This window comes from Gilvimarinus sp. F26214L (assembly GCF_054401055.1).
Genome location: NZ_JBTIYG010000001.1, coordinates 147118 through 166344, shown reverse-complemented (window position 1 = coordinate 166344; position 19227 = coordinate 147118). Strand labels below are relative to the sequence as shown.

The window sequence follows — 19227 nt, the reverse complement described above, 5'->3', positions numbered from 1 at the left end:
GCCTGGCTCTCCATGAAACCGGTAGGTGTAACAGGCATTGGTCCAGGGAACAGCACCTTCATAATGATAATGATGTACGGGAGTGAGCAATGCTTAAAAGTGTTCCGGTCAAGCGCAAGCCGATTGCCTTTGCGGTCATGCTGGCGGCCTACGGGTTGTCCGCGGCGGCACAGGAAAATGGCGTAATTGAAGAGATTTTGGTAACAGGTTCTTACATCAAGGGCAGCCCAACGGATGCTCCTTCGCCGGTTACGTCCATCGACCGCACGAGTATCGAGTCTCAGGGCGCCGCTGTGGTTTGGGACGTGATAAAGAACCTCGAGGTAAACTCCGGGTCAATCACAAACCCCGGCTCCGGGGATGCCGCGCAAACGGCGGGCACTGCAAGCATTAACCTCCGAAATCTGGGGGAGAACTCAACCCTGACTCTTGTGAATGGACGGCGTCAAGTGTCGGCTGCGGCCAACACTGTCACCGGAGGTGAGTTTGTCGACATCAATGCGATTCCACTGGTTATGACGGACAGAGTGGAAGTTCTCACCGATGGCGGGTCCGCACTCTACGGCTCCGACGCGGTCGCCGGCGTTGTGAATATCATCATGCGCACCGACTTCGAAGGTGTCGAGGTGTATGGTGATATTCAAGGTATCACTGAAGCTGACGACGCATATGATAAAACTGCGAGCGTGATATGGGGCTGGGGAAGCGACAGCGGTGATACCCATCTCGTTTTATCTGCGGAGCGATTCGAACGGGACCCTGTAAGCGTTCGCGATGCCAGCTTCTTCGACAAGGCCGAGTTCACCGGACAGGTTGGGGGCGCGCCGACCGAGATTGGCACGCTGACGGGCCTGGTCCCTGTATATGAAGGGCTTGGGCCTCAAAATTTCAACCAGGCGTACATCAACCAGGACGTGATGCGGCAAAATGATCTGGAAGATGATGGGGTGTTAAACGGTTCTGCGAATCTCGTGTTCACGGACCCGTTGTGTGACGATGTAACTTCAGCCGACGGCTCTTCGTTGTTCGTGGGTACACGTTCGGACGATCGTGGTCTGCGCACCGGCGCTTGCCGGGAAGACACTTCCGAGTGGCAGTATATCGCGTACGGTATGGAGCGGAGCAGCTTTGCAGGGTCGTTCAGCCATGCATTCAGTCCCCGCGCGGAATTCTACTCCTTCTTCCAGTATTCCGAGTCGGAGACTGAGCGTGCTGATTCGGGTTCCAATGAAGCTCGTGGGCCGACATTGTTCCTGGCGCCGGCGGGATCTACGCCGTTCAGCGGAATGGGTTTGAGCAATTGGAGTCCCGAGCTCGGCGGGCATGCGGCGATGGCAGGTGGCACGCCACCGACTGCCGCTGATCAAACCAACAACCCTCACACCCTCGCCAACGGTGGTCTCAACGCAATGTTCTGGGCCCCGGTCCGCTCCGGTACACCGAGAACGGGCGGTGATGACAACGTTACCCGAACCTCGACCGCGGGCGTTCAGCTTGGGCTGCGCGGTGATTTTGATCTCGCGGGAAAGGTGTACGATTTCGACGTGGGGTATTCCTGGAGTGGATCGAGTCTTGAGCAGGATTATCGAACGTTCCAGCGTGATCGCGCCGAGTTGGCCGCCAATGGCCTGGGCGGGCCGGACTGTACTCCCAACGGAGTGACGGACTACGATTTCACCGCTCAGGGTGGTCCGCTTTGGGCGATTGCAGGTCCGCAGTTTACCCAAACATTCTTCCCTGGCTTCGTGTTCTCCACTCGTGAATCGATCTCCTTGGCTTTGACCAGCACGAACCACGGTCAGGATGGGTGTATGTTCTACAATCCATATCTGACCGCTGTGAAGAATGCGGAGCTCGCTAACAGTCCCGAGCTGATGGAGTGGATGAATCCCGTCATTCGTCGTACGGACAAGCGCAACAAGTTGGGTGTTTTTGATGCAGTGGTGTCCGGCGAGATGTTCGAGATGGCTGGAGGAACGGCGCAATTTGCATTGGGGGCCCAGTATCGCCAGCAGACCAACGCGTCCATCGCCAACCGGCTCAACCAACCCGGATTGCCCAATGCCATTTTGGGCTACGACGCCAGCGGCAACCCCAACGAATATCATTATGTGAGCAATAATTTTGAATGCTCCATGTGCTCATTCGACTACGATCATGACCGCAATGTGAAGTCCACCTTCCTTGAGTTCTCCCTGCCGTTCGCGGACAGCGTGGAAAGCCAACTTGCACTCCGGTGGGAAGATTACGGCGGCAACATAGGCAGCGATGTGACGTCCAAGTTTGCGATTAGCTGGCGACCAGCAGATTCATTGTTGCTGCGTTCGTCCTACTCGCAATCTTTCCGTGCGCCCAACGTTGCCATCGTGTATGAGGGCTTGGAAGCAGGTAGCACCACTTTTCGCGATCCTCTGCGGAACCAGGCGGTACGCGCCGGTCTGGCGGATCCGACCAATGAGAACGCCATGGCCAACTTTACCTATACCGTGGGCGCGCCTGCCCCCGACGTGGGCAACGAAACGGCCGATACCTACAACGTTGGATTCATCTGGACTCCGGCGGGTGCGCTCGACGGGTTCAGTCTGCAAGCGGATCTCTGGCGCTTCGACGTAGAGGACCGGGTGCTGCCACAGCCGCCCATCTCGGCTATTCAGGATGAGATCGCCGCATTCAATGTGGCTAAACAGGACCCGAACAATTATGTCCTGAACGATCAACTCCCGGATCTTATCTACCAATCCTGCGATCCCAACGCGCTGGCGGCCACATACGGCCAGGAGTCCGACGAGCGGCTGAACTGTGTTGTCGACCCAAGGGCTTATCAGGCAGAAGGCGTAGTGCGGGCGGCGGGGAGCGATCGTGCGGCCCTGACCACCATCTATCTATCGTCTATCAATGCGGGCACTATCCAGTCAGACGGTGTTGACTTCAAGATGGGATATACTTGGGACAACGATTGGGGTCTATTCAATGTGGGCCTGAATTTTACTCACGTCCGTAAGTATGAACTGAACGATGTACCCGGCCTGGAACTGGGACTGATGGAAACTGGCGTTTTTGATGCGGCAGGCACCACAGGGGACGGATTGCTGGTTCGCTCGCTGCCGGACAACAAAGGCCACGTGTCCTTCAATTGGATGTACGACAACCATGGGGTCAGTCTGACTAACCGCTATATCGGATCCTACGAAGACCTGGCTTACGACAGCCTGTACGAACGCAGTAACGATGAAGTACGAGCTTTGCTCGATCGTAAAATCGATAGCTACAACACCTGGGATATGCAGTACAGCTATCGACATGCGTGGTCGAACCAGGACTACGGCACGGCCACATTTACCGTCGGTCTGCTGGACGCGTTCAATGCGGACATTCCCTACCGTGAAACCGGTTCGCTGAACTATGACGCGACCGTTTTCGATGGAAGGGGGCGTCGAGCTTACCTTAGGATGCTGCTGCAGTTCTAAAGACCCGAGGGCATTGGAGCCGGTCTCCCGGAGAGCCTGACAGCCTCGTCAGGTTCCACGGTTGGCCGGTTCCTAGAATCCATATTGTTGTTTGCTGGACCCTGCGGCGGTGATTCTCGCCGCCGCTTTTTACCTGCTCTTCCTCATCTGGCCTTTCTGACGAATTCCGCAAAATCCCTTCTGAAGCATTGCCATTCTGTAGCGAAATGATGGCGGAACGGGGTGTTTCTGGTCGATTTATGCCATACGATATATTTTAAAACATAATGTATTCAGGTAGAATGAATATTCCTGGTAGACGAGGTATTAATGTCCAGCAAAGATTTGAATCCGAAGCTGATGCGTGCCGCGGCAGGCAGCGCTTCCGCACTGCTCAGGGCGCTCAGTCATGAGGATCGCCTGTTGTTGCTTTGTCAGCTGAGCCAGGGCGAGGCCTGCGTCAGCGACCTGGAACTGGCCTGCGGCATTTATCAGCCCTCGCTGTCTCAGCACCTTGGGGTGCTGCGCAGGGAAGGGCTGGTAGAGACCCGCCGTGATGGAAAACACATCTACTACCGCACCGCCGATGAAGACGCACTGGCCGTCCTGGAGGTGCTGTACCAACGTTTCTGCCTGAGAGGAGGCAAAGAATGACGATTGACTGGCAAGCTTTTACCCCCTGGAGCGCACTGGCCGGTGGCCTGCTGATCGGTGTCGCAGCGGCCATGTTCATGCTGCTTAATGGGCGCATAGCCGGGATCAGCGGGATTGTTGGAGGTCTGCTGCGACCCGTTACCGGCGACATCGGCTGGCGTGTGGCTTTTGTTGCAGGGCTGGCTGGCGCGCCGTTGCTGTGGTCCCTGGCTGCTCCATTGCCGGCTATCGAGATTGATGCAAGCTATCCGCTGCTCGTGGTTGCGGGCTTGCTGGTCGGCCTGAGCACCCGTTTCGGAAGCGGATGCACCAGTGGTCACGGGGTGTGCGGAATCTCGCGGCTATCGCCCCGTTCTTTTGCAGCTACCCTGGCTTTCATGGCCTCCGGGTTCGCAACCGTTTTCCTCGTCCGCCACGTGTTGGGAGTCTGATATGCAAAAACACCATGTATCCGCACTGCTGACCGGGCTGATCTTCGGGTTCGGCCTGCTGTTGTCCGGCATGGCCAATCCGGTCAAAGTCCTTGCGTTTCTGGATCTGGCCGGCGATTGGGATCCAAGCCTTGCGTTGGTGATGGGTGGGGCAGTAATTGTTGGCCTGGTGGCTTTTACCCTCGCACGTGGCCGCACGCGCAGCTTGTTGGGCGAACCCATGCGCATGCCCGAAAAGCGCGAGCTGGATCGCCCGCTGATTCTGGGGAGTCTGGGATTCGGAGTGGGCTGGGGGCTGGCCGGGTTCTGTCCCGGTCCGGCCGTGGTGGCCGCCGGCACTTTCACGCCCAAAGCCCTGGTGTTCGTAGCTGCCATGCTGGCGGGGATGGGGCTGTACCAACTGCGGCAGGCCCGCAAGGCTGCCTGATCGACTCCAGCGGTGGTAAACGGCGCCCGTCGGGACTACCGTTTACGACCGCTGGGCTTCACGACTCAAGGTGGTGAACGCTTCATACTGGGAGACAAACACGCGACCGCTGAGGTGGTCCAGAAACCCGGTGCATTTCAGCTTGTCCATCACCGGTCCTTTCACTTCCGACAGGTGTAGTCGGATGTCCTGTTCAGCGAGTTCTTCGTTGAGTGTCTCGAGCATTTCCAGAGCGCTGAAGTCGATCTCGTTGACCGCACTGCAAAGCAAAACCACATGGGCAATTCGCTTTCGTTCCGAAACGGCTTCGCGGATTGTATCTTCGAGATAGCTTGAGTTGGCGAAAAACAGGCTTTCGTCGGGACGCAGGGTCAGCACCTCCGGAACGGTACGTACGTCAAACCGCTTCACATTGCGAAAGTGTTCTGTGCCCTCGATCAAACCGACTTCGGCCACATGAGGCCGCGAGGTTCGGTAGAGGTGCAGCCCGATGGACACTGCAACCCCGCAGGCCACCCCCACCTCGACACCGAAGATCAGCGTCAGCGCAATGGTGGCAGCCACCGCATAGAAATCGCTCCTGGAAAAGCGCCAGGTGCGCTTGAGGATCGAAAAGTCCACCAGCGAGATGACGGCCACCACAATCGTGGCCGCCAGGGTCGCCTTGGGAAGATAGTAGAGGACGGGGGTCAGCAGCAGGGAGGCCAGCGCAATGCCCACTGCGGTCATAACGCTGGCAGCCTGGGTGACCGCACCGGCATCAAAGTTGACCACTGAGCGGGAAAAACCACCCGTAACAGGAAACCCTCCCGAAACCGAAGAGGCGATGTTGGCCGCTCCCAGTGCGAGCAACTCCTGATCCGCGTCCACCTTCTGCCGGCGCTTGCTGCCGAGCGTTTTCCCGACGGAAATGGACTCCACATAGCCGATGATTGAAATTAACAATGCCGGCAGTGCGAGGTTCTGTATCAGCGACCAGGAAGGCCAGGTCAGGCTCAGTGCGGGAAGGCCCGCAGGGATGTCCCCAGTCAGTTGCACACCGCGATCTTCCAGGCCAAGCCCGTAAGCGATGCCGATGCTGAACAGAACGCCGAAGATGGGAGCGGTTTTCGCGAGCAGGGAGGCATTGTGCGGACTGAGACCCACAGCGCCCAGGACCTTGGCCGCATGGCTTCTGGCAAGAATGAGGAAGAGCACTACAAAAGCGCCGATGGCAAGTGTTGGCAGGTGCAAGTTGGGCAGGCTGGCCAGAAGTGACGGCAGAATTTCCGTTAGCGTATCACCTTCGCCCCGAATGCCAAGAATATGTTTGAGCTGGCTGAACGCAATGATAATCCCCGATGCGGTGATGAATCCGGAGATCACCGAATGGGATAAAAAGTTAGTGACGAACCCGAGCTTCAGCAAACCCATCGTCACCAGAAACAGGCCCGATAGCAGGGCGAGGGCGGCTGCCGCAGTAAGGTAACTCTCTGTTCCCTGGCTGGTTACGCTGCCCAGGGTGGTTGCCGTCATCAGCGAAATCACGGCGACCGGTCCCACGGACAGGGTGCGGCTGGTCCCGAACAGGGCGTAGCCCACGAGGGGCAGAATACTCGCGTAAAGTCCCACTTCCGGCGGCACGCCAGCCAGAAGGGCGTAGGCAAGGGATTGCGGGATCAGCAACACGGTCACGATAACAGCCGCGGTCAGATCCTGGATGAAATGCTGGCGCTGGTAGCCTCGCGCCCAGCCTGTTACCGGCAGGTATTGAGTTAGTCGACTCACACGCCCTCTTTGAATTTGATTGCTTTTTGGTTCGGATTGCCCAGTTCCAACAGGCGATAGATCAATGCGCCTGACGGCCAGCCGGTCCGGGTTGAACGGGACTGCTCGGCTCTCAGTCCATGCACGCGTGCGGGAATTTGGCGGTCCCCGCCCTCCGCCAGTGTGTGCCGCGGAGGGAACTTCCCTGTTCCTGACCGAGCGGATTCAGTGCGCGGGTGAAGTGAGCCACTCATGTCCTTTCAGCATGGCGTGCCAATACAGGGGTGGCAGAACTCTGGCCTTCAGCTCCCAGGCCAGCCGCGTCGGCCTGGTGCCATCGTTGAGCCATTTCGGAAACGTTGGCGCCAACTTGCCGCCATAAGTAAATTCCGCGAGAACGATCTTGCCGCGTTCCACTGTAAGTGGGCAGGAACCATAACCATCATACTCGGCAACCGGTTCCTTGCCGTCCATTACTGCGCTGAGATTCTGCGCTACCACCGGTGCCTGCTTGCGTACCGCAGCCATGGTTTTGGCGTTGCTGGTGTTGGTCACGTCGCCGAGACCCCAGACGTTCGGCAGGCGCTTGTGCCGAAGGGTGGCCGGGTCCACGTCAACCCAGCCGGCTTCATCGACGAGCGGGGATTGCCGGATAAAATCCGGAGCACACTGGGGCGGACAGACGTGGATCATGTCGAAATCTGTTTCAACCATCTCCTCGATGCCATCAGCGGATTTTCGGGAAAACCAGGCCTTCCTGGCTTGTCCGTCGATACGCTTCAGGTTGTGGTTGAAATGGAGGCAAGCGCCATATCGTTCCATATAGCTTTTGAGTGCGGGAACGTATTCGGGGACCCCGAAAAGTACGCCCCCGGCGTTATAGAAATTCAGGTCGACATCGTCAAGCACTCCAGTGCGCCGCCAATGGTCGGCGGAAAGATAGAGAGCCTTCTGGGGTGCACCTGCACACTTGATCGGCATGGGCGGCTGGGTGAACAGGGCGCGGCCGCCCTTGAAGTTGGTCACCAGTTCCCAGGTGTAAGGCGCGAGATCGTAGCTGTAGTTGGAAGTCACGCCATTCTTCCCGAGGGTTTCCGTCAGGCCTTCGACCGCTTCCCAGTTCAACTTGATGCCGGCCGCAACAACGAGATGGTTGTAATAAATCAGGCGACCGTCGCCCAGTTGCACAGCGTTCTGCTCGGGAACAAACGTCTGCACGGCTTCCTTGATCCAATCGGTCTTCTCCGGTATCAGCGAGGCCATCCTGCGACGGGTGGTCTGGACGTCAAACACTCCGCCGCCCACCATGGTCCAGCCCGGCTGATAGTAGTGATACTCTGCCGGATCGATCAGGGCGATTCGGGTCTTTGGTGTGCGCTTCAGCAGACTGGCGGCAACCGCGATTCCGCCGGCCCCTGCGCCAACAACAACCACGTCGTATCGGTCGCCCGGGGCTTTTGCGGTCGCGCCGGCGCCTCGTTCGCTGGCCGCCTGCCAGAGGTTCTCGGATCGAGTGCCGCTGCGGCAATAGGCATGGATGCGCTTGCCGCTCTCGATCACCCGAGCGAGCTGGTTTACGTGGCTCTCGCTCATCTGGCCCGCTGTAAACGCTATGTTGACGGCTTCCAGACCCTGGGTTTCCGCCGCCGCCCTGATAGTGGAAAAGTTCGGCTGATCCACGGCCTCGCCATCGGGGCGGTTGCAAACCAGAACCTGAACTCCGTCCGCAGCGAGCGTGCTGACATCATCAGCCGAGATCTGCTCGGACACTGAAAACTGGTTGTCCAGCTTTTGAATTTTCATTTTCGTAGACTCTCATTAAAATTCATTTGAAGGCGTTGATCGGCACTTTCAGGTAAACGCGGCCGTTATCTTTCGGCTCGGGCAAGTGTCCGGCACGCATGTTGACCTGCAGCGAAGGCAGAATCAGTCGCGGCATACCAAGGGTACTGTCCCGCGCTTCGCGCATTTCCACAAACTCGCTTTTGCTGGTCCCGGTCTTGACATGAATATTGCGCGCCTTTTCCTCGCCGACGGTAGTCTCGTATTCCAGTTTCCGGCCGTTCGGGCAGTAGTCGTGGCACATGAAGATGCGGGTTTCCTCGGGCAAAGACAGAATCTTTTGAATCGAATCGAACAGTGTACCGGCGTCGCCGCCAGGGAAGTCCGCCCGCGCAGTGCCGGCATCGGGCATAAAGAGTGTGTCGCCCACGAAGGCCGCGTCACCCAGTAGGTGCGTCATGCAGGCGGGAGTATGGCCCGGAGTGTGAATGGCGGTGCACTCCAACTGCCCGACATGGTACATCTCTCCGTCTTTGAACAGGTGGTCGAACTGGGAACCGTCCCGTTGAAACTCGGTACCTTCATTGAAGACCTTACCGAAGGTTTCCTGCACAGCGGCAATGTGCTCGCCGATCCCCAGCTTCCCCCCCAGTTTCTCCTGGATATAGGGCGCTGCGGACAGGTGATCCGCATGAACGTGGGTTTCGATCAGCCATTCCACGGTGAGATTGTGCTCCCTCACGTAATCAATAATGGCGTCCGCGCCTGTGTAGCTGATGGTGCCGGAGGGATAGTCCAGGTTCAGGACCGAGTCCACGACCGCGCAGCTGCTGGATGCAGGATCCTTAACTACATATGAGAAGGTGTTGGTGTCCTCATCAAAAAATGGAACAACATCCGGTTTGGATTCATTGGTGTATGTCATGACATTACCTCGTTGTAGTGGCACCCACTCAAAAATTGGGGCACTCTTTCGATCTGCTTCGCGTAACTGCGGCCGGGAGGGTGAACGATGAGCGTTGCTCTGAGTTGTTGATATTCTCCTTTACCGTCATTCTCAGCACGGAGCGTGCCAAGCTGTCAAGACTCTATAAACTATTGAATTTAAACATAAATAAACGTCGGATCGAGGGGTGCCATTGACGTTCACCGGCGAATGTGTCATTTATGGCAATTGTTTTGACACTTTTGACAGGCTTCCGATGAATCTCATCCCGACTCCCCGTCCCCTTGCTCCGGAAATGGCTAGAATGCTCGAGGCTTTTGATTGCCCAGCCATTCTTGTCTCCCCCGACTACAAGGTTCTCGCAACCAATCGGCTTTACGAAACCCAGTTCGGCCCCCTTCAGGTGGAGGGGCCTCATCGGTGCTTCGAGATATCGCACGGATACCCGGTGCCCTGTGACCAGGCGGGAGAAGACTGCCCGTTGGCAGCGGCCATGAATTCCGGGCACAAGGAAAGAGTGCTGCACGTGCACCTGACGCCCCGTGGTAAGGAGCACGTGGACGTGGAAATGATGCCGATCCTGGACGATAAGGGGGGGTTACTTTGCTTCGTCGAGTTGTTGCGCTCCGTTCCAACGGCCGGTGCGGAGAATGCCTCGGCCATGATGGTGGGTACCAGCAAGGCCTTTAACAAGCTGCTGGAGCAAATGACTCGCGTGAGCAGAAGTGACGCATCGGTTCTGCTGTTGGGCGAATCCGGAGTGGGGAAGGAGTTGGCCGCGAGTGCCATCCACCGAGCCAGCGAACGCAGCGGCAAGCCGCTGGTAACCCTCGAGTGCGCGGGCCTCAGTGATTCGCTGTTCGAAAGTGAGTTGTTCGGCCACGTTAAGGGGGCGTTCACCGGTGCCCATTCCAATAAAGTGGGGCTTGTGGAGCTGGCAGATGGTGGAACGCTGTTTCTGGACGAAATCGGTGATGTGCCCTTGTCCATGCAGGTCAAACTGTTACGGCTGCTTGAGAGTGGGAGCTATCGACCCGTGGGCTCCGCCCAGGCCAAATCCACCAATTTCAGGTTGATTTGCGCCACCCACAAGGACATCAAGGGGATGGTCGCGCGGGGCGAGTTTCGCGAAGACTTGTACTACCGGATCAACGTGTTCCCGATTCGCATTCCCTCGCTGGCCGAGCGCAAGCAAGACTTGCCGCTGCTGGTGGACTCATTGATCAAACGCATCAGCCCGGACAAGGCCTACCACCTGACGGAATCGGCGATGAAACTCCTTTTTGGTTACGATTTTCCCGGCAACATTCGCGAGCTCCGCAACCTGCTGACGAGAGCGGTTGTACTCAGCAACACCAACCTGATTTCGGCTGAACTGGTTCGCGATTGTATCGCAATGGCCGCGGATGGAGTTCCTGAAGATGCCTCTCCGGCAACGAATAAGAACAATTGGATGGATCTGAAAACAGCGGAGCGGCAATACCTCAAGGATTTGATGGCGGCACATGGGGGCGACAAGGCCGAGGTGGCAAAGATTGCAGGCATTAGCGTGCGATCCCTGTATCGAAAGCTGGAAGGAGAGGGCGACTGAACCGATTTGTCCACCTGATTTCCCAGCCAGGGAACGGCTGGCTTTCCGAATTACAACGAAAGCTGGGCAGCGCGTCCTGGTGAAGCATCGCAACATTTTTGCCCGGCTTGGGCGGTGCGTCAATGCTGCGGCGGCCTGCGCGTTCTGAACGATCTTTTCCCTCGCAAATTCCTCTCGGCGGGCCCGAACTATGCTAAGCGTCCCACCGTTCCCGCCCCGCGACGCTTGGTCGGCGGGCGCCTGAACGTTCCGTCGCGCCTGCGATGGATGCGGTCCCGGTACTGCCAGGAATGGGCAGTACTCTTCCAGTTCCGGAGGTAAAAATATGCCAGCCATCTTCAGTCAATTTGCCCGTATAGTTTTGTTTTTCACCCCCGTGGTGGCTCTACTCTCACCCGCCGTATTTGCCCAGCCCGGTCGAGGTGCAACCGCGGAATTTGAAAGGGGGTTTCTCGAATACATCATCGATCATCACTATTCCGCACTGCGCATGACGGAAATTGCAGCGGGCACAGATCCTCAACGGGATGCAGCTGTGACGTCGGACGAGGGCACCAGCCCTTCCCCTGACACCGAAGCGGTTGAATCCAAGGCTTTGGATGAGGCAGTGCGGTCTCTTGCTCGCCAGAACAACCGTGCGAAACGCGAACACATCCTGACAGCTCAGCGCTATCTGAGAGATTGGTACGGTGTTGAATATAATCCTCAAGTAAGCGATGAGGCCAGGGAGGCGATTAACGCTCTGCAGGAGGCTCAGCCGGGCGACGATTTCGACCAGGTCTTTCTGGAGAACTTCAGCCGTCATCAGTACCAGGCGTTGACCCCCAGCCTGGATTGTGTGGTCGGCAGCGATGTGGAGCACACCGAATTGATTCGCTTCTGCCACGGCATGCTCGACAGTGCGACCAAGGCCATCCAGGACATGCGCGAGCACCTGGCCGAGCGCTTTGCGGTGCAGGATTTTCAGCCTTTTCCCCCCGCAGGAGATGACGGCCAGCCGGGCACCCGCGAGAACGGTGACCTGGACGAGGATGATAACGGTAACGATGCCGATGATAACGGCGACGATCAGACCGACGATCAGAATGACGACGACGCCGGTGCATAAGCTCGAATCGCTGACCGCGATCCGAGTCGCCTGACGCTAACCGGGGCGGGCTCGCGGAGTGCCGCCCCGGTTAGCGCGCTTCAAAACCGAGACTGTTGTGAATCGCAGTAGCGGCAATTGCGGCCTGCCCCATGGCCACGGCGATCTGGTCCAGGCTACTCACCACATCACCGGCCGCAAAGAGCCCCGGGATGCTGGTTTGCAGATGATCGTCCACCACAAGCCCGTTATGTTCATCGTGGTCGGCGTCCAGTTCGATGGCAAGGTTGGAACGGACCCGTGCTCCCAGCGCGCAGTAGAGCACATCGAACTCGAAGCTTTCTCCGTCCGTCAGTTCGAGAACGGGGAGCCCTCCATTGGAAATACTCAAACCATTGGCCTCTCCCTGAACGTGACGGATGCTCCGGGTCGCGAGCCAGTCCTGAAGGCCCTGGTCCAGGGTTGAAGTTGCCGACGGCTCAATGAGCGTAATGTCGTTACTGTAGTTGCAGATGAAACGAGCCTCGCGGACTCCGTGCTCACCGGTGCCGATAATGCCGATACGCTGGTCCCGGAACTCAAAACCGTCGCAGATGGGGCAATAGCGAACCAGTTGACGTTCTTTGAGGTCCTGAAAGCCACGAAGGTCCGGCTCCACGTCTTCAATCCCGGTCGCAAGCAGAACCGTGCTCGCAGAGATTGTATGATCATCCACTTCGGCAATGAACTCGTTTCCTCCCAGCTTGCGCAGACGTTTAACCGTTCCTTCCTCGACCCGGCCGCCGCAGTTCTCGAGTTGACTGCGCAATCGTTTCAATAGCTCGGGGCCGGAGATACCATCGGGGAATCCGGGGCAATTGTGCGAATTCGGGATCAGTTCTGCTCGGCTTGCGCCCGCATCAACGATGGTGATCTTGCGGAAATAGCGGGTCAGGTAAATGCCGGAGACCAACCCGGCAGGGCCGGCTCCGACAATCAGACAATCGAGCATGGCAGATCTCCGGTTGATGGATTACGGGCGGGTCTGAATTGTGCCGTCGTGCATTCCCTGGTGGAGCTCTGCACAAACTCCGCCAGATCTGATCCGCTACGAGGGTAGTTCGGGCTTGATCACCAACAATGCCGCCGGATCGCCATTCCTCAGGATGACCCGTGCATGACTACCGCCCGCGCTGAACTCGAGCTGTTGCCCCGCCGCCAGGTCCAGCTTTACATTACATCCGTCGTCGCTGACCAGGTCGATGGACAGCGCTGCGTCAGCCGTGTTCTCGAGGACAACAGTATCGCCGGGGTGCAGGGCTTCCGTTCGTATGCTCGCTTCCATAGGTACATTCCTCCATGAACGTTCGGGGAGTGGCCGCTGAGGGTTTGGACCTTGCATCTCCTTCCTTCCGCTGGCAAGTGTGTTGCCAACACGCGGGCTTGCCCGTGAATACCCGAGAACGCTCACTCAATTCAAGCAGGAGAGAACCGATGCAAGTACGTGAAATCATGACCGAAGATCCGGCCTGCTGTTCGCCGGAAAGTACGTTGCAGGAAGCCGCCAAACTGATGGTCGACTGCGATTGTGGGGAAATTCCGGTCCTGGACGATCAGAACCGTCCAATCGGCGTCATCACGGATCGGGATATTTGCTGCAGGGCCGTAGCCCAGGGCCTTGAAGGAACTCAGACAAGGGTACAGGAAGTCATGAGTTCTCCCGTGGTTACGGTCCACCCGGAGGACAGCGTAGACCTGTGCTGCCAGCTCATGGATGACAATCAGATTCGGCGTATTCCCGTCGTCGATGACTCGGGGACGTGCCGGGGCATAGTGGCGCAGGCGGATATTGCGCGAACCGTGCGCGGGAACGAGATCGGGGACATGCTACGGGATATTTCCAAGCCGGGGCAGGGCGCACGGCCCCATTGATCGTCCAGGGGCTGGCTTTCGTTCTCAGCCGGATCCGGCGCGAAGTCGGCCCCTAACCTCCAGCGGCGCCCGGTTCATTCGCCATTGAGTTGTTCGGCCTCAGAGCCGAGAAGTGGGTCGTACAGGTCGCCAAAAAAATCGTGCAATTTGAGTTTCCGGTCATTCCCGGCAGGCGCCTCAAAGTCCTTCCAGGGAACGATGTACAAAATCTGCGGCAGCTCCCGGTTGGCCTTGATGCGAGTGGTTTCCAGCTCGATCGCTTCCTCCTCGGCGAAAACTGTTGGTGTGGCGAGTGTCGCAAGCAGCAGGCCAAACGCAGCGGATTTTTCAAATTTCATCTCAGCCTCCGTTGCTCAGAGACGCTCTGAGCTGATGGACCCAGTTGGTCGTGGCAGGGTCGTCTGCCTCGCTGAACGACAGATAGTGTTCGTAGTGGGGCAGGGCGGCCGCTACATCCTGATAAAACAGGTCGTACAGTAAGGCAAGGTTGTAGTGGGCGTAAGCGCTTTCGGGATCCAGCTTCAGCGCCTTGAGAAAGTGGTGCTCCGCATTCGCGTATTCGCCGTTTTCCTGCGCGAGCAGTCCGAGCAGGTTATGGACCGCGGGGACGTCCGGCTGCAACTGCTCGGCCCGGTTGACTGACTCCAGAGCGTCATCCACTTCGCCCAGGTGATAAAGCGCCGTTGCCAGGTTTATCCAGGTGCCCGGATGGGACGGATGTTTATCGGCGAGCTTTGTCAGGCGCGATGCGGCACCGGCGTGATCCCCGGTTTCGAGGAGACCCAGGGCCTCCTGATATTGCCGCAATGCCTGGGGCGACATCATCGCCATTGGTTCGACCGGACCGTTTCCTTTTCCGTACTGTTGCCCGATTTTGGAAGCACAACCGGCGAGCAACAACAGCACGCAGATCAGGCTCGCCCATTGCCGGATTGGTTTCAGCAGGTCGCAACCATTCGGAAAAAGGTAGCCTTTCGGGTTTCGCTGTCGTTGTTTGCTAAGGTATATCGCCACGATAGATGCCCAACTTGCCTTTGCGGTTGTAGCGCGCCGGGAAAAGAGAGACAAGCCGTGCATGGCTCTCTCTGATCCAGCGAGTGCTTGCCCCATCCCGGGTGCGCGCCAGGTTGACCTCGTAGAACTCAATGGCCTTTTCCTCGAAGGGAAAGGCTTGATCTTCCAGCAGAATGTTGTACTGCATCAACTCTTCGCCCGCGAGTTCCGCAGGCCGCTCCGAATCAAGCAGGGCTCGTGCGAACTCCTGGTAGATGCGCCCGATCGAGTGAGTCGCCTCTGTGGTGATGTCGGGGAAGCTGTAGCCCGAGGCGCGACCGTAAAGGGCGGTGCTTTCCTGTAAAAGCTGCTTCTTTTTTCGGAGGTTGTCCGCCAGGGGAGCGTGCAGCTTTTGCCGCTGAAAGTCGCTCTCGCGTTCCCGGGCGAGATTCAGCAGAACGGTGGCCGCGAGACGGTTGGTGCGCTCCGTTTTCTGGCTCTTGCTGGCCTTCTGATCAGCTTCCGATATTTTGTTTCGCCAGAAGCGACGCTTCGCCGGTTCATCGACCTGCTCGTAAAGCTGGATCAGTTTGTACATGGCTTCCATGTATTGCGGAAAGGGTCGGGTGTAGGTGTTCGCATAGCTGCGATAGGAGCGGATCGCCGAGTCCAGCTCGTTTCGGGATTCGTAAAGCTCAGCGGCCTGCCACAATGCGGCCATCTTGACCTCCCGACTGTTGTCGCGGCTCGCCAGATCCTCAAAGGCCCGCGCCGCCTTGGCGTCATCACCCGCATTCAGGTAGGCCGCCGACAGATGCCGGGTCACGTCCTTGCTCAGGTCGTGCTTCCGATAGCGCTCCTGAAAATGCTCCGCGTAGGTAATAGCCCGCTGCCACAGCTCGCTCTCCACGGAAAGCAGCAGGGCGTCGTACAGGGCGGCTGGGGCAATGTCCGACTCCGGGCTGGCTGCTGCAACGCGGGCAAAATGCTCCATGGCGAGGTCCGGTTGATTGTTGTCCCGCGCCTGCTCGGCCTGCTGGTAAATGGCGAGCGCAAGGTTGTCCTGCTGTTCCCTGCGCTGGCCGCGGTCCAGGTTTTGAGTCAACAGATCCTGGAAGACCGCTTCCGCGTCCCCGGGCCGACCGGACTCCCGGTAAGCGAGGCCCACGAGTACGCTGGCCTGGTACAGGTGATTGGGTGCGGCGTTGTCGGGGATAACCGTGGCCAACTCGATGGCCTTGTCGAAGCGCTGACTCTCGAAAGCGGACTCAGCCGCGTTCAGGGCCGCTGCATGGTAGCGGCTTTCATTGGGGTACAACCGCACGGAGGTCAGAGCATAGTGAAGCTGTTTGTCCAGCCATTTGGAGCTGTTGCTGTTCTTGTGGAGGTCGCGGGCGAGAACGATGGTCGCGTAGGCGGCGTCCTTGTCGAGCACGATTTCTCCGTCGTAGGCCGCCAGTTCGAAATAGTGGAGGGCTTCTTCGTTGCGCTCCTGATCGGCCAGCAACTCAGCGTAGTTTCGAAAGACCTTGTCCTGCTGGGCATAGGCCGAATAGTGCTCAAGATAACGGGTATACCAGGTACTGGCCGCGGCGAAGGCATCGTCCTGCCGGGTTCGGGCAAAGCGCTCGTGACGGAAGGATGCGAGTTGCAAGCTGTAGCGGCGCAGCGCCTCCGCCACTGCGTCGTGTACCGGCCCGGTCCGGGATTGCCAGTATTCAGCGCCGGGGTGGAAGGATGTATACAGATCTTCCAGTGACTCGTTGAACAACTGCCGGAACCCCCCGTCACGCCAGGTGTCCACGATGCCCAGCCTGGCCAGGGGTACGTTGGGGTCGTCCGGGTTCAGCTCCACGAACTGGGCCAGTGCAATGGCGCCGTCGGAAAAGCGTTCCTGTTCCCGGTAGGTTTCGCTGATCACCCGGTAGACGTGATACAGGTACTTGCGGTCCGTGCCGGCCACGAAGAAGTTCTGCAGAATGTCCGGGTTCTGGAGGCTGGCAAACGCCAGTCCGATCGCGCGGAAGTACTCGTCCAGCTCGTCCTTTTCACTCCCGGACAGCTCGTGGTATTCGCTGAAGGGGCGGTTCTTCAGCGCCGCGAGGTAGTCGTCGGCGGCTTCGATATAGAGCCCCTGTTTGTAGCGGGACCAGCCACGCTTGAACAGGGACCGTTCGTAGAAGGTGCGCGTTTCGTCGGAGAAGAGGGCTTCGGAATAAGCGTCCTCAGCGCCAATATAGTCACCTTCTGCGAACGCCGCTTCGCCGAGGCGAAACTGAGCTTCGGCGTAGTGCCTGGAATCCGGATATCGCTGCGTCAGCTCCTCGAGAGCGGCCAGCGAGCTGTCGTGGTTGCCCAGTTGTTCATGGGTGTGGGCCAATTGGTACAGGGTCTCGTGATTGTTGGCGGCATCGGGGAATTCCCTCAACGACGCGTCCAGCAGCTCCAGGGTCCGGGACAGGGATTCGCGATAGACCGCGTCCTCAATGGTGCCGTCGTCCTCCTTCAGCATGGAATTGAGGCGCTGGATCTCCATCTCTGCAAGGCGGCTCATGGCCAGCAGTCGGGAGCTTTCGCCGGACGAGGACTTGCTGATGTACTCGTAGTACGCCTGCTTGACCTCCGCCTCGGACTTGGGTTTTACAAAGACCTCATTCCCGGGCGAATCCGCCTGTCGAATGTCCAGGCTTCCGAGTGTACTGACCTCGGGAGTCGTGCTGCACGCTCCCAGCCCTGCGGTCAGGGCAGTCAACAACAAAACTAGAATGCCGGTTCGTCTATCCATAACGTTTAACGCGCATCATAAAGTTGGGCGAGTCCGAAACGGGACTGGCTCAAATAGCTTTCCACAACCCGCTGCCTCTCATTGACGGCGGATGCCGCCCTTTCGGTCAACAGTTGGGTGTACTGTTCACGGAGCGGGTGAAGGTTTTGCTCCAGTTCCGGAATGTGCGCCGCCCCCAGCGCCTCAAGAATTGCAACCCGAGCGGAGAGGTTGCGCAGCGCACGGCGATGGTCCGGTGACACCATGGACAGTACGGTCCCGAGCGCAGCGTCGGGCGCCTGGGACGTTTGCTCCAGTACCTGCTGGCAGCGGCCCAGATATCGTTGATAAAAGGCAATGGCTTCGCTGTAGGCGGCGGACGCGCTGCGCGTCTGTCCCAGCTTATCCAGGCTGTAGGCACTCAGAAGGTAGGATTCCAGCGCGGAGATGTCATTTGCGTCCCTGTCTTTCAGGTAGTCGAAGGCGTTGAGCGCACCGATCATGTCCTCCTGGTGGAGGGCGGCCACGCCCAGCCCCAGTAGGGCGCGGCTGGAGTAGGGGCCATCGGTGCGCACTCTGCGGAAACTCTCCCGCGCGTCCCGGTAAAAACCGTACTGAATCTGCGAGTAGCCGAGAGTCGCAAGCAGCCGGTCCCGCATTCCATCGGCACGGGGGGATTGGGCGAGCGCGTTCTCAATCGCCAGTTGGGCATCCGTCCACCAGTCCTGTCGTATAAACGCGAGAGCCGTATTGAGCTGCGCGGTTCGATAATGATCCGAGCCCGGCTCCACGCGACTGTAGTACTTGACCGCTTCCCGGTGCTGCTTGAGTCCCTGCAGCGCTACACCGTAGAGCACATAGGCTTCGTCACCCTCACGTGGCGCCAGCACATTGGCGATGTCGATGCGGTCCAACTCGTCGATGGCGCGCTGCCATTTGCCCTGCTTTCCGTAGTGACGGGCGAACGCAAGGCGGACTCTGGCCAGGCCGTAATTGGAGCCGCGGCTGTAGGCCTGCTCCCGGAGGCCCTCGGCGATAGCGATGGCCTGGCTGTCAAAAAGGCTGTCCAGAAGCCAAGGCAGCTCCGGGTGATTCAGGTTGTCCACCACGGTGTCTGCATGGGCGGCGGCGAGGGCCAAGCCCTGGGCCGGCTGGTGACTGTCGAGGGCGGCCCGCACCCGCACCACGAGCCGATCCATGCCTGGATCCTCCAGCGCGAAATCCGAATTGCCGCGGCCGAGCTGGTAAAAGGCAGCCGTGGTGGCCTGTTGGTAGCGGGCGTCCAGATCCGATGAATCGCTGGCCTGGCTGACGCTGGCTAACAGAATCGACAGCAGCAGGGCGGTAGTGCCGGCCGCGATCCGAATTCCGTCGGCGCTGCAAACCCTCGGTAAAGTCCATTTAACGGGCATGGTGCGTACTACAACCTGTCAATGTTCATGAGATGAT

General features: G+C 58.5%; 16 protein-coding genes. 7 read left to right on the top strand and 9 right to left on the bottom strand.

Annotated features, from left to right (window positions below; translation table 11 throughout):
• Positions 1-89 precede the first annotated feature (89 nt).
• The 4 genes from ACURWW_RS00640 to ACURWW_RS00625 all read left to right on the top strand — a co-directional run bounded on the left by ACURWW_RS00640 (position 90) and on the right by ACURWW_RS00625 (position 4958).
• Positions 90-3467 (top strand): TonB-dependent receptor domain-containing protein, encoded by a 3378-nt coding sequence (locus ACURWW_RS00640; protein ID WP_445615076.1) that lies wholly within the window; start codon positions 90-92, stop codon positions 3465-3467.
• A 309-nt stretch (positions 3468-3776) separates the two neighbouring features.
• Positions 3777-4100, top strand: coding sequence for an ArsR/SmtB family transcription factor (locus ACURWW_RS00635; protein ID WP_445615075.1), 324 nt, complete (start codon positions 3777-3779; stop codon positions 4098-4100).
• Entirely contained in the window at positions 4097-4531 is a 435-nt protein-coding gene (locus ACURWW_RS00630; protein WP_445615074.1) for a YeeE/YedE family protein, read from the top strand. The genes ACURWW_RS00635 and ACURWW_RS00630 overlap by 4 nt, the downstream gene beginning before the upstream one ends.
• Position 4532: 1 nt before the next feature.
• Positions 4533-4958, top strand: a complete 426-nt coding sequence (locus ACURWW_RS00625) for a DUF6691 family protein (RefSeq protein WP_445615073.1) — start codon at positions 4533-4535, stop codon at positions 4956-4958.
• Between the two features lie 42 nt (positions 4959-5000).
• Here ACURWW_RS00625 and ACURWW_RS00620 read toward each other — a convergent pair whose 3' ends face one another.
• The 3 genes from ACURWW_RS00620 to ACURWW_RS00610 all read right to left on the bottom strand — a co-directional run bounded on the left by ACURWW_RS00620 (position 5001) and on the right by ACURWW_RS00610 (position 9411).
• Complete coding sequence (locus ACURWW_RS00620) at positions 5001-6725, bottom strand: SulP family inorganic anion transporter (RefSeq protein WP_445615072.1); 1725 nt, start codon at positions 6723-6725, stop codon at positions 5001-5003.
• A gap of 204 nt (positions 6726-6929) precedes the next feature.
• Positions 6930-8507, bottom strand: coding sequence for a beta-lactamase hydrolase domain-containing protein (locus tag ACURWW_RS00615; RefSeq protein ID WP_445615071.1), 1578 nt, complete (start codon positions 8505-8507; stop codon positions 6930-6932).
• A gap of 22 nt (positions 8508-8529) precedes the next feature.
• Complete coding sequence (locus tag ACURWW_RS00610; RefSeq protein WP_445615070.1) at positions 8530-9411, bottom strand: MBL fold metallo-hydrolase; 882 nt, start codon at positions 9409-9411, stop codon at positions 8530-8532.
• A gap of 325 nt (positions 9412-9736) precedes the next feature.
• Here ACURWW_RS00610 and ACURWW_RS00605 point away from each other — a divergent pair, with 325 nt between their 5' ends.
• Positions 9737-11023 carry a sigma-54 interaction domain-containing protein gene (locus ACURWW_RS00605; RefSeq protein ID WP_445615069.1) on the top strand — a complete coding sequence of 429 codons (1287 nt, stop codon included), beginning with the start codon at positions 9737-9739 and terminating at the stop codon, positions 11021-11023.
• Between the two features lie 325 nt (positions 11024-11348).
• Complete coding sequence (locus tag ACURWW_RS00600; protein ID WP_445615068.1) at positions 11349-12131, top strand: DUF305 domain-containing protein; 783 nt, start codon at positions 11349-11351, stop codon at positions 12129-12131.
• Positions 12132-12201: 70 nt separating this feature from the next.
• Here ACURWW_RS00600 and ACURWW_RS00595 read toward each other — a convergent pair whose 3' ends face one another.
• Both ACURWW_RS00595 and ACURWW_RS00590 read right to left on the bottom strand, forming a co-directional pair.
• Complete coding sequence (locus tag ACURWW_RS00595) at positions 12202-13101, bottom strand: NAD(P)/FAD-dependent oxidoreductase (protein ID WP_445615067.1); 900 nt, start codon at positions 13099-13101, stop codon at positions 12202-12204.
• A gap of 96 nt (positions 13102-13197) precedes the next feature.
• A complete protein-coding gene (locus ACURWW_RS00590; protein WP_445615066.1) occupies positions 13198-13434 on the bottom strand; it encodes a hypothetical protein in 237 nt (78 codons plus the stop codon).
• Positions 13435-13583: 149 nt separating this feature from the next.
• Between ACURWW_RS00590 and ACURWW_RS00585 the strand changes: the two genes are divergently transcribed.
• Complete coding sequence (locus ACURWW_RS00585) at positions 13584-14021, top strand: CBS domain-containing protein (RefSeq protein WP_445615065.1); 438 nt, start codon at positions 13584-13586, stop codon at positions 14019-14021.
• Positions 14022-14095: 74 nt separating this feature from the next.
• Here ACURWW_RS00585 and ACURWW_RS00580 read toward each other — a convergent pair whose 3' ends face one another.
• From ACURWW_RS00580 to ACURWW_RS00565, 4 genes are all read right to left on the bottom strand, one after another.
• Positions 14096-14359, bottom strand: coding sequence for a hypothetical protein (locus ACURWW_RS00580; RefSeq protein WP_445615064.1), 264 nt, complete (start codon positions 14357-14359; stop codon positions 14096-14098).
• Position 14360: 1 nt separating this feature from the next.
• Entirely contained in the window at positions 14361-14852 is a 492-nt protein-coding gene (locus ACURWW_RS00575; protein ID WP_445615063.1) for a tetratricopeptide repeat protein, read from the bottom strand.
• Between the two features lie 166 nt (positions 14853-15018).
• Positions 15019-17799 carry a tetratricopeptide repeat protein gene (locus ACURWW_RS00570; protein ID WP_445615062.1) on the bottom strand — a complete coding sequence of 927 codons (2781 nt, stop codon included), beginning with the start codon at positions 17797-17799 and terminating at the stop codon, positions 15019-15021.
• Between the two features lie 5 nt (positions 17800-17804).
• Positions 17805-19190, bottom strand: a complete 1386-nt coding sequence (locus ACURWW_RS00565; RefSeq protein WP_445615061.1) for a tetratricopeptide repeat protein — start codon at positions 19188-19190, stop codon at positions 17805-17807.
• Positions 19191-19227 lie beyond the last annotated feature (37 nt).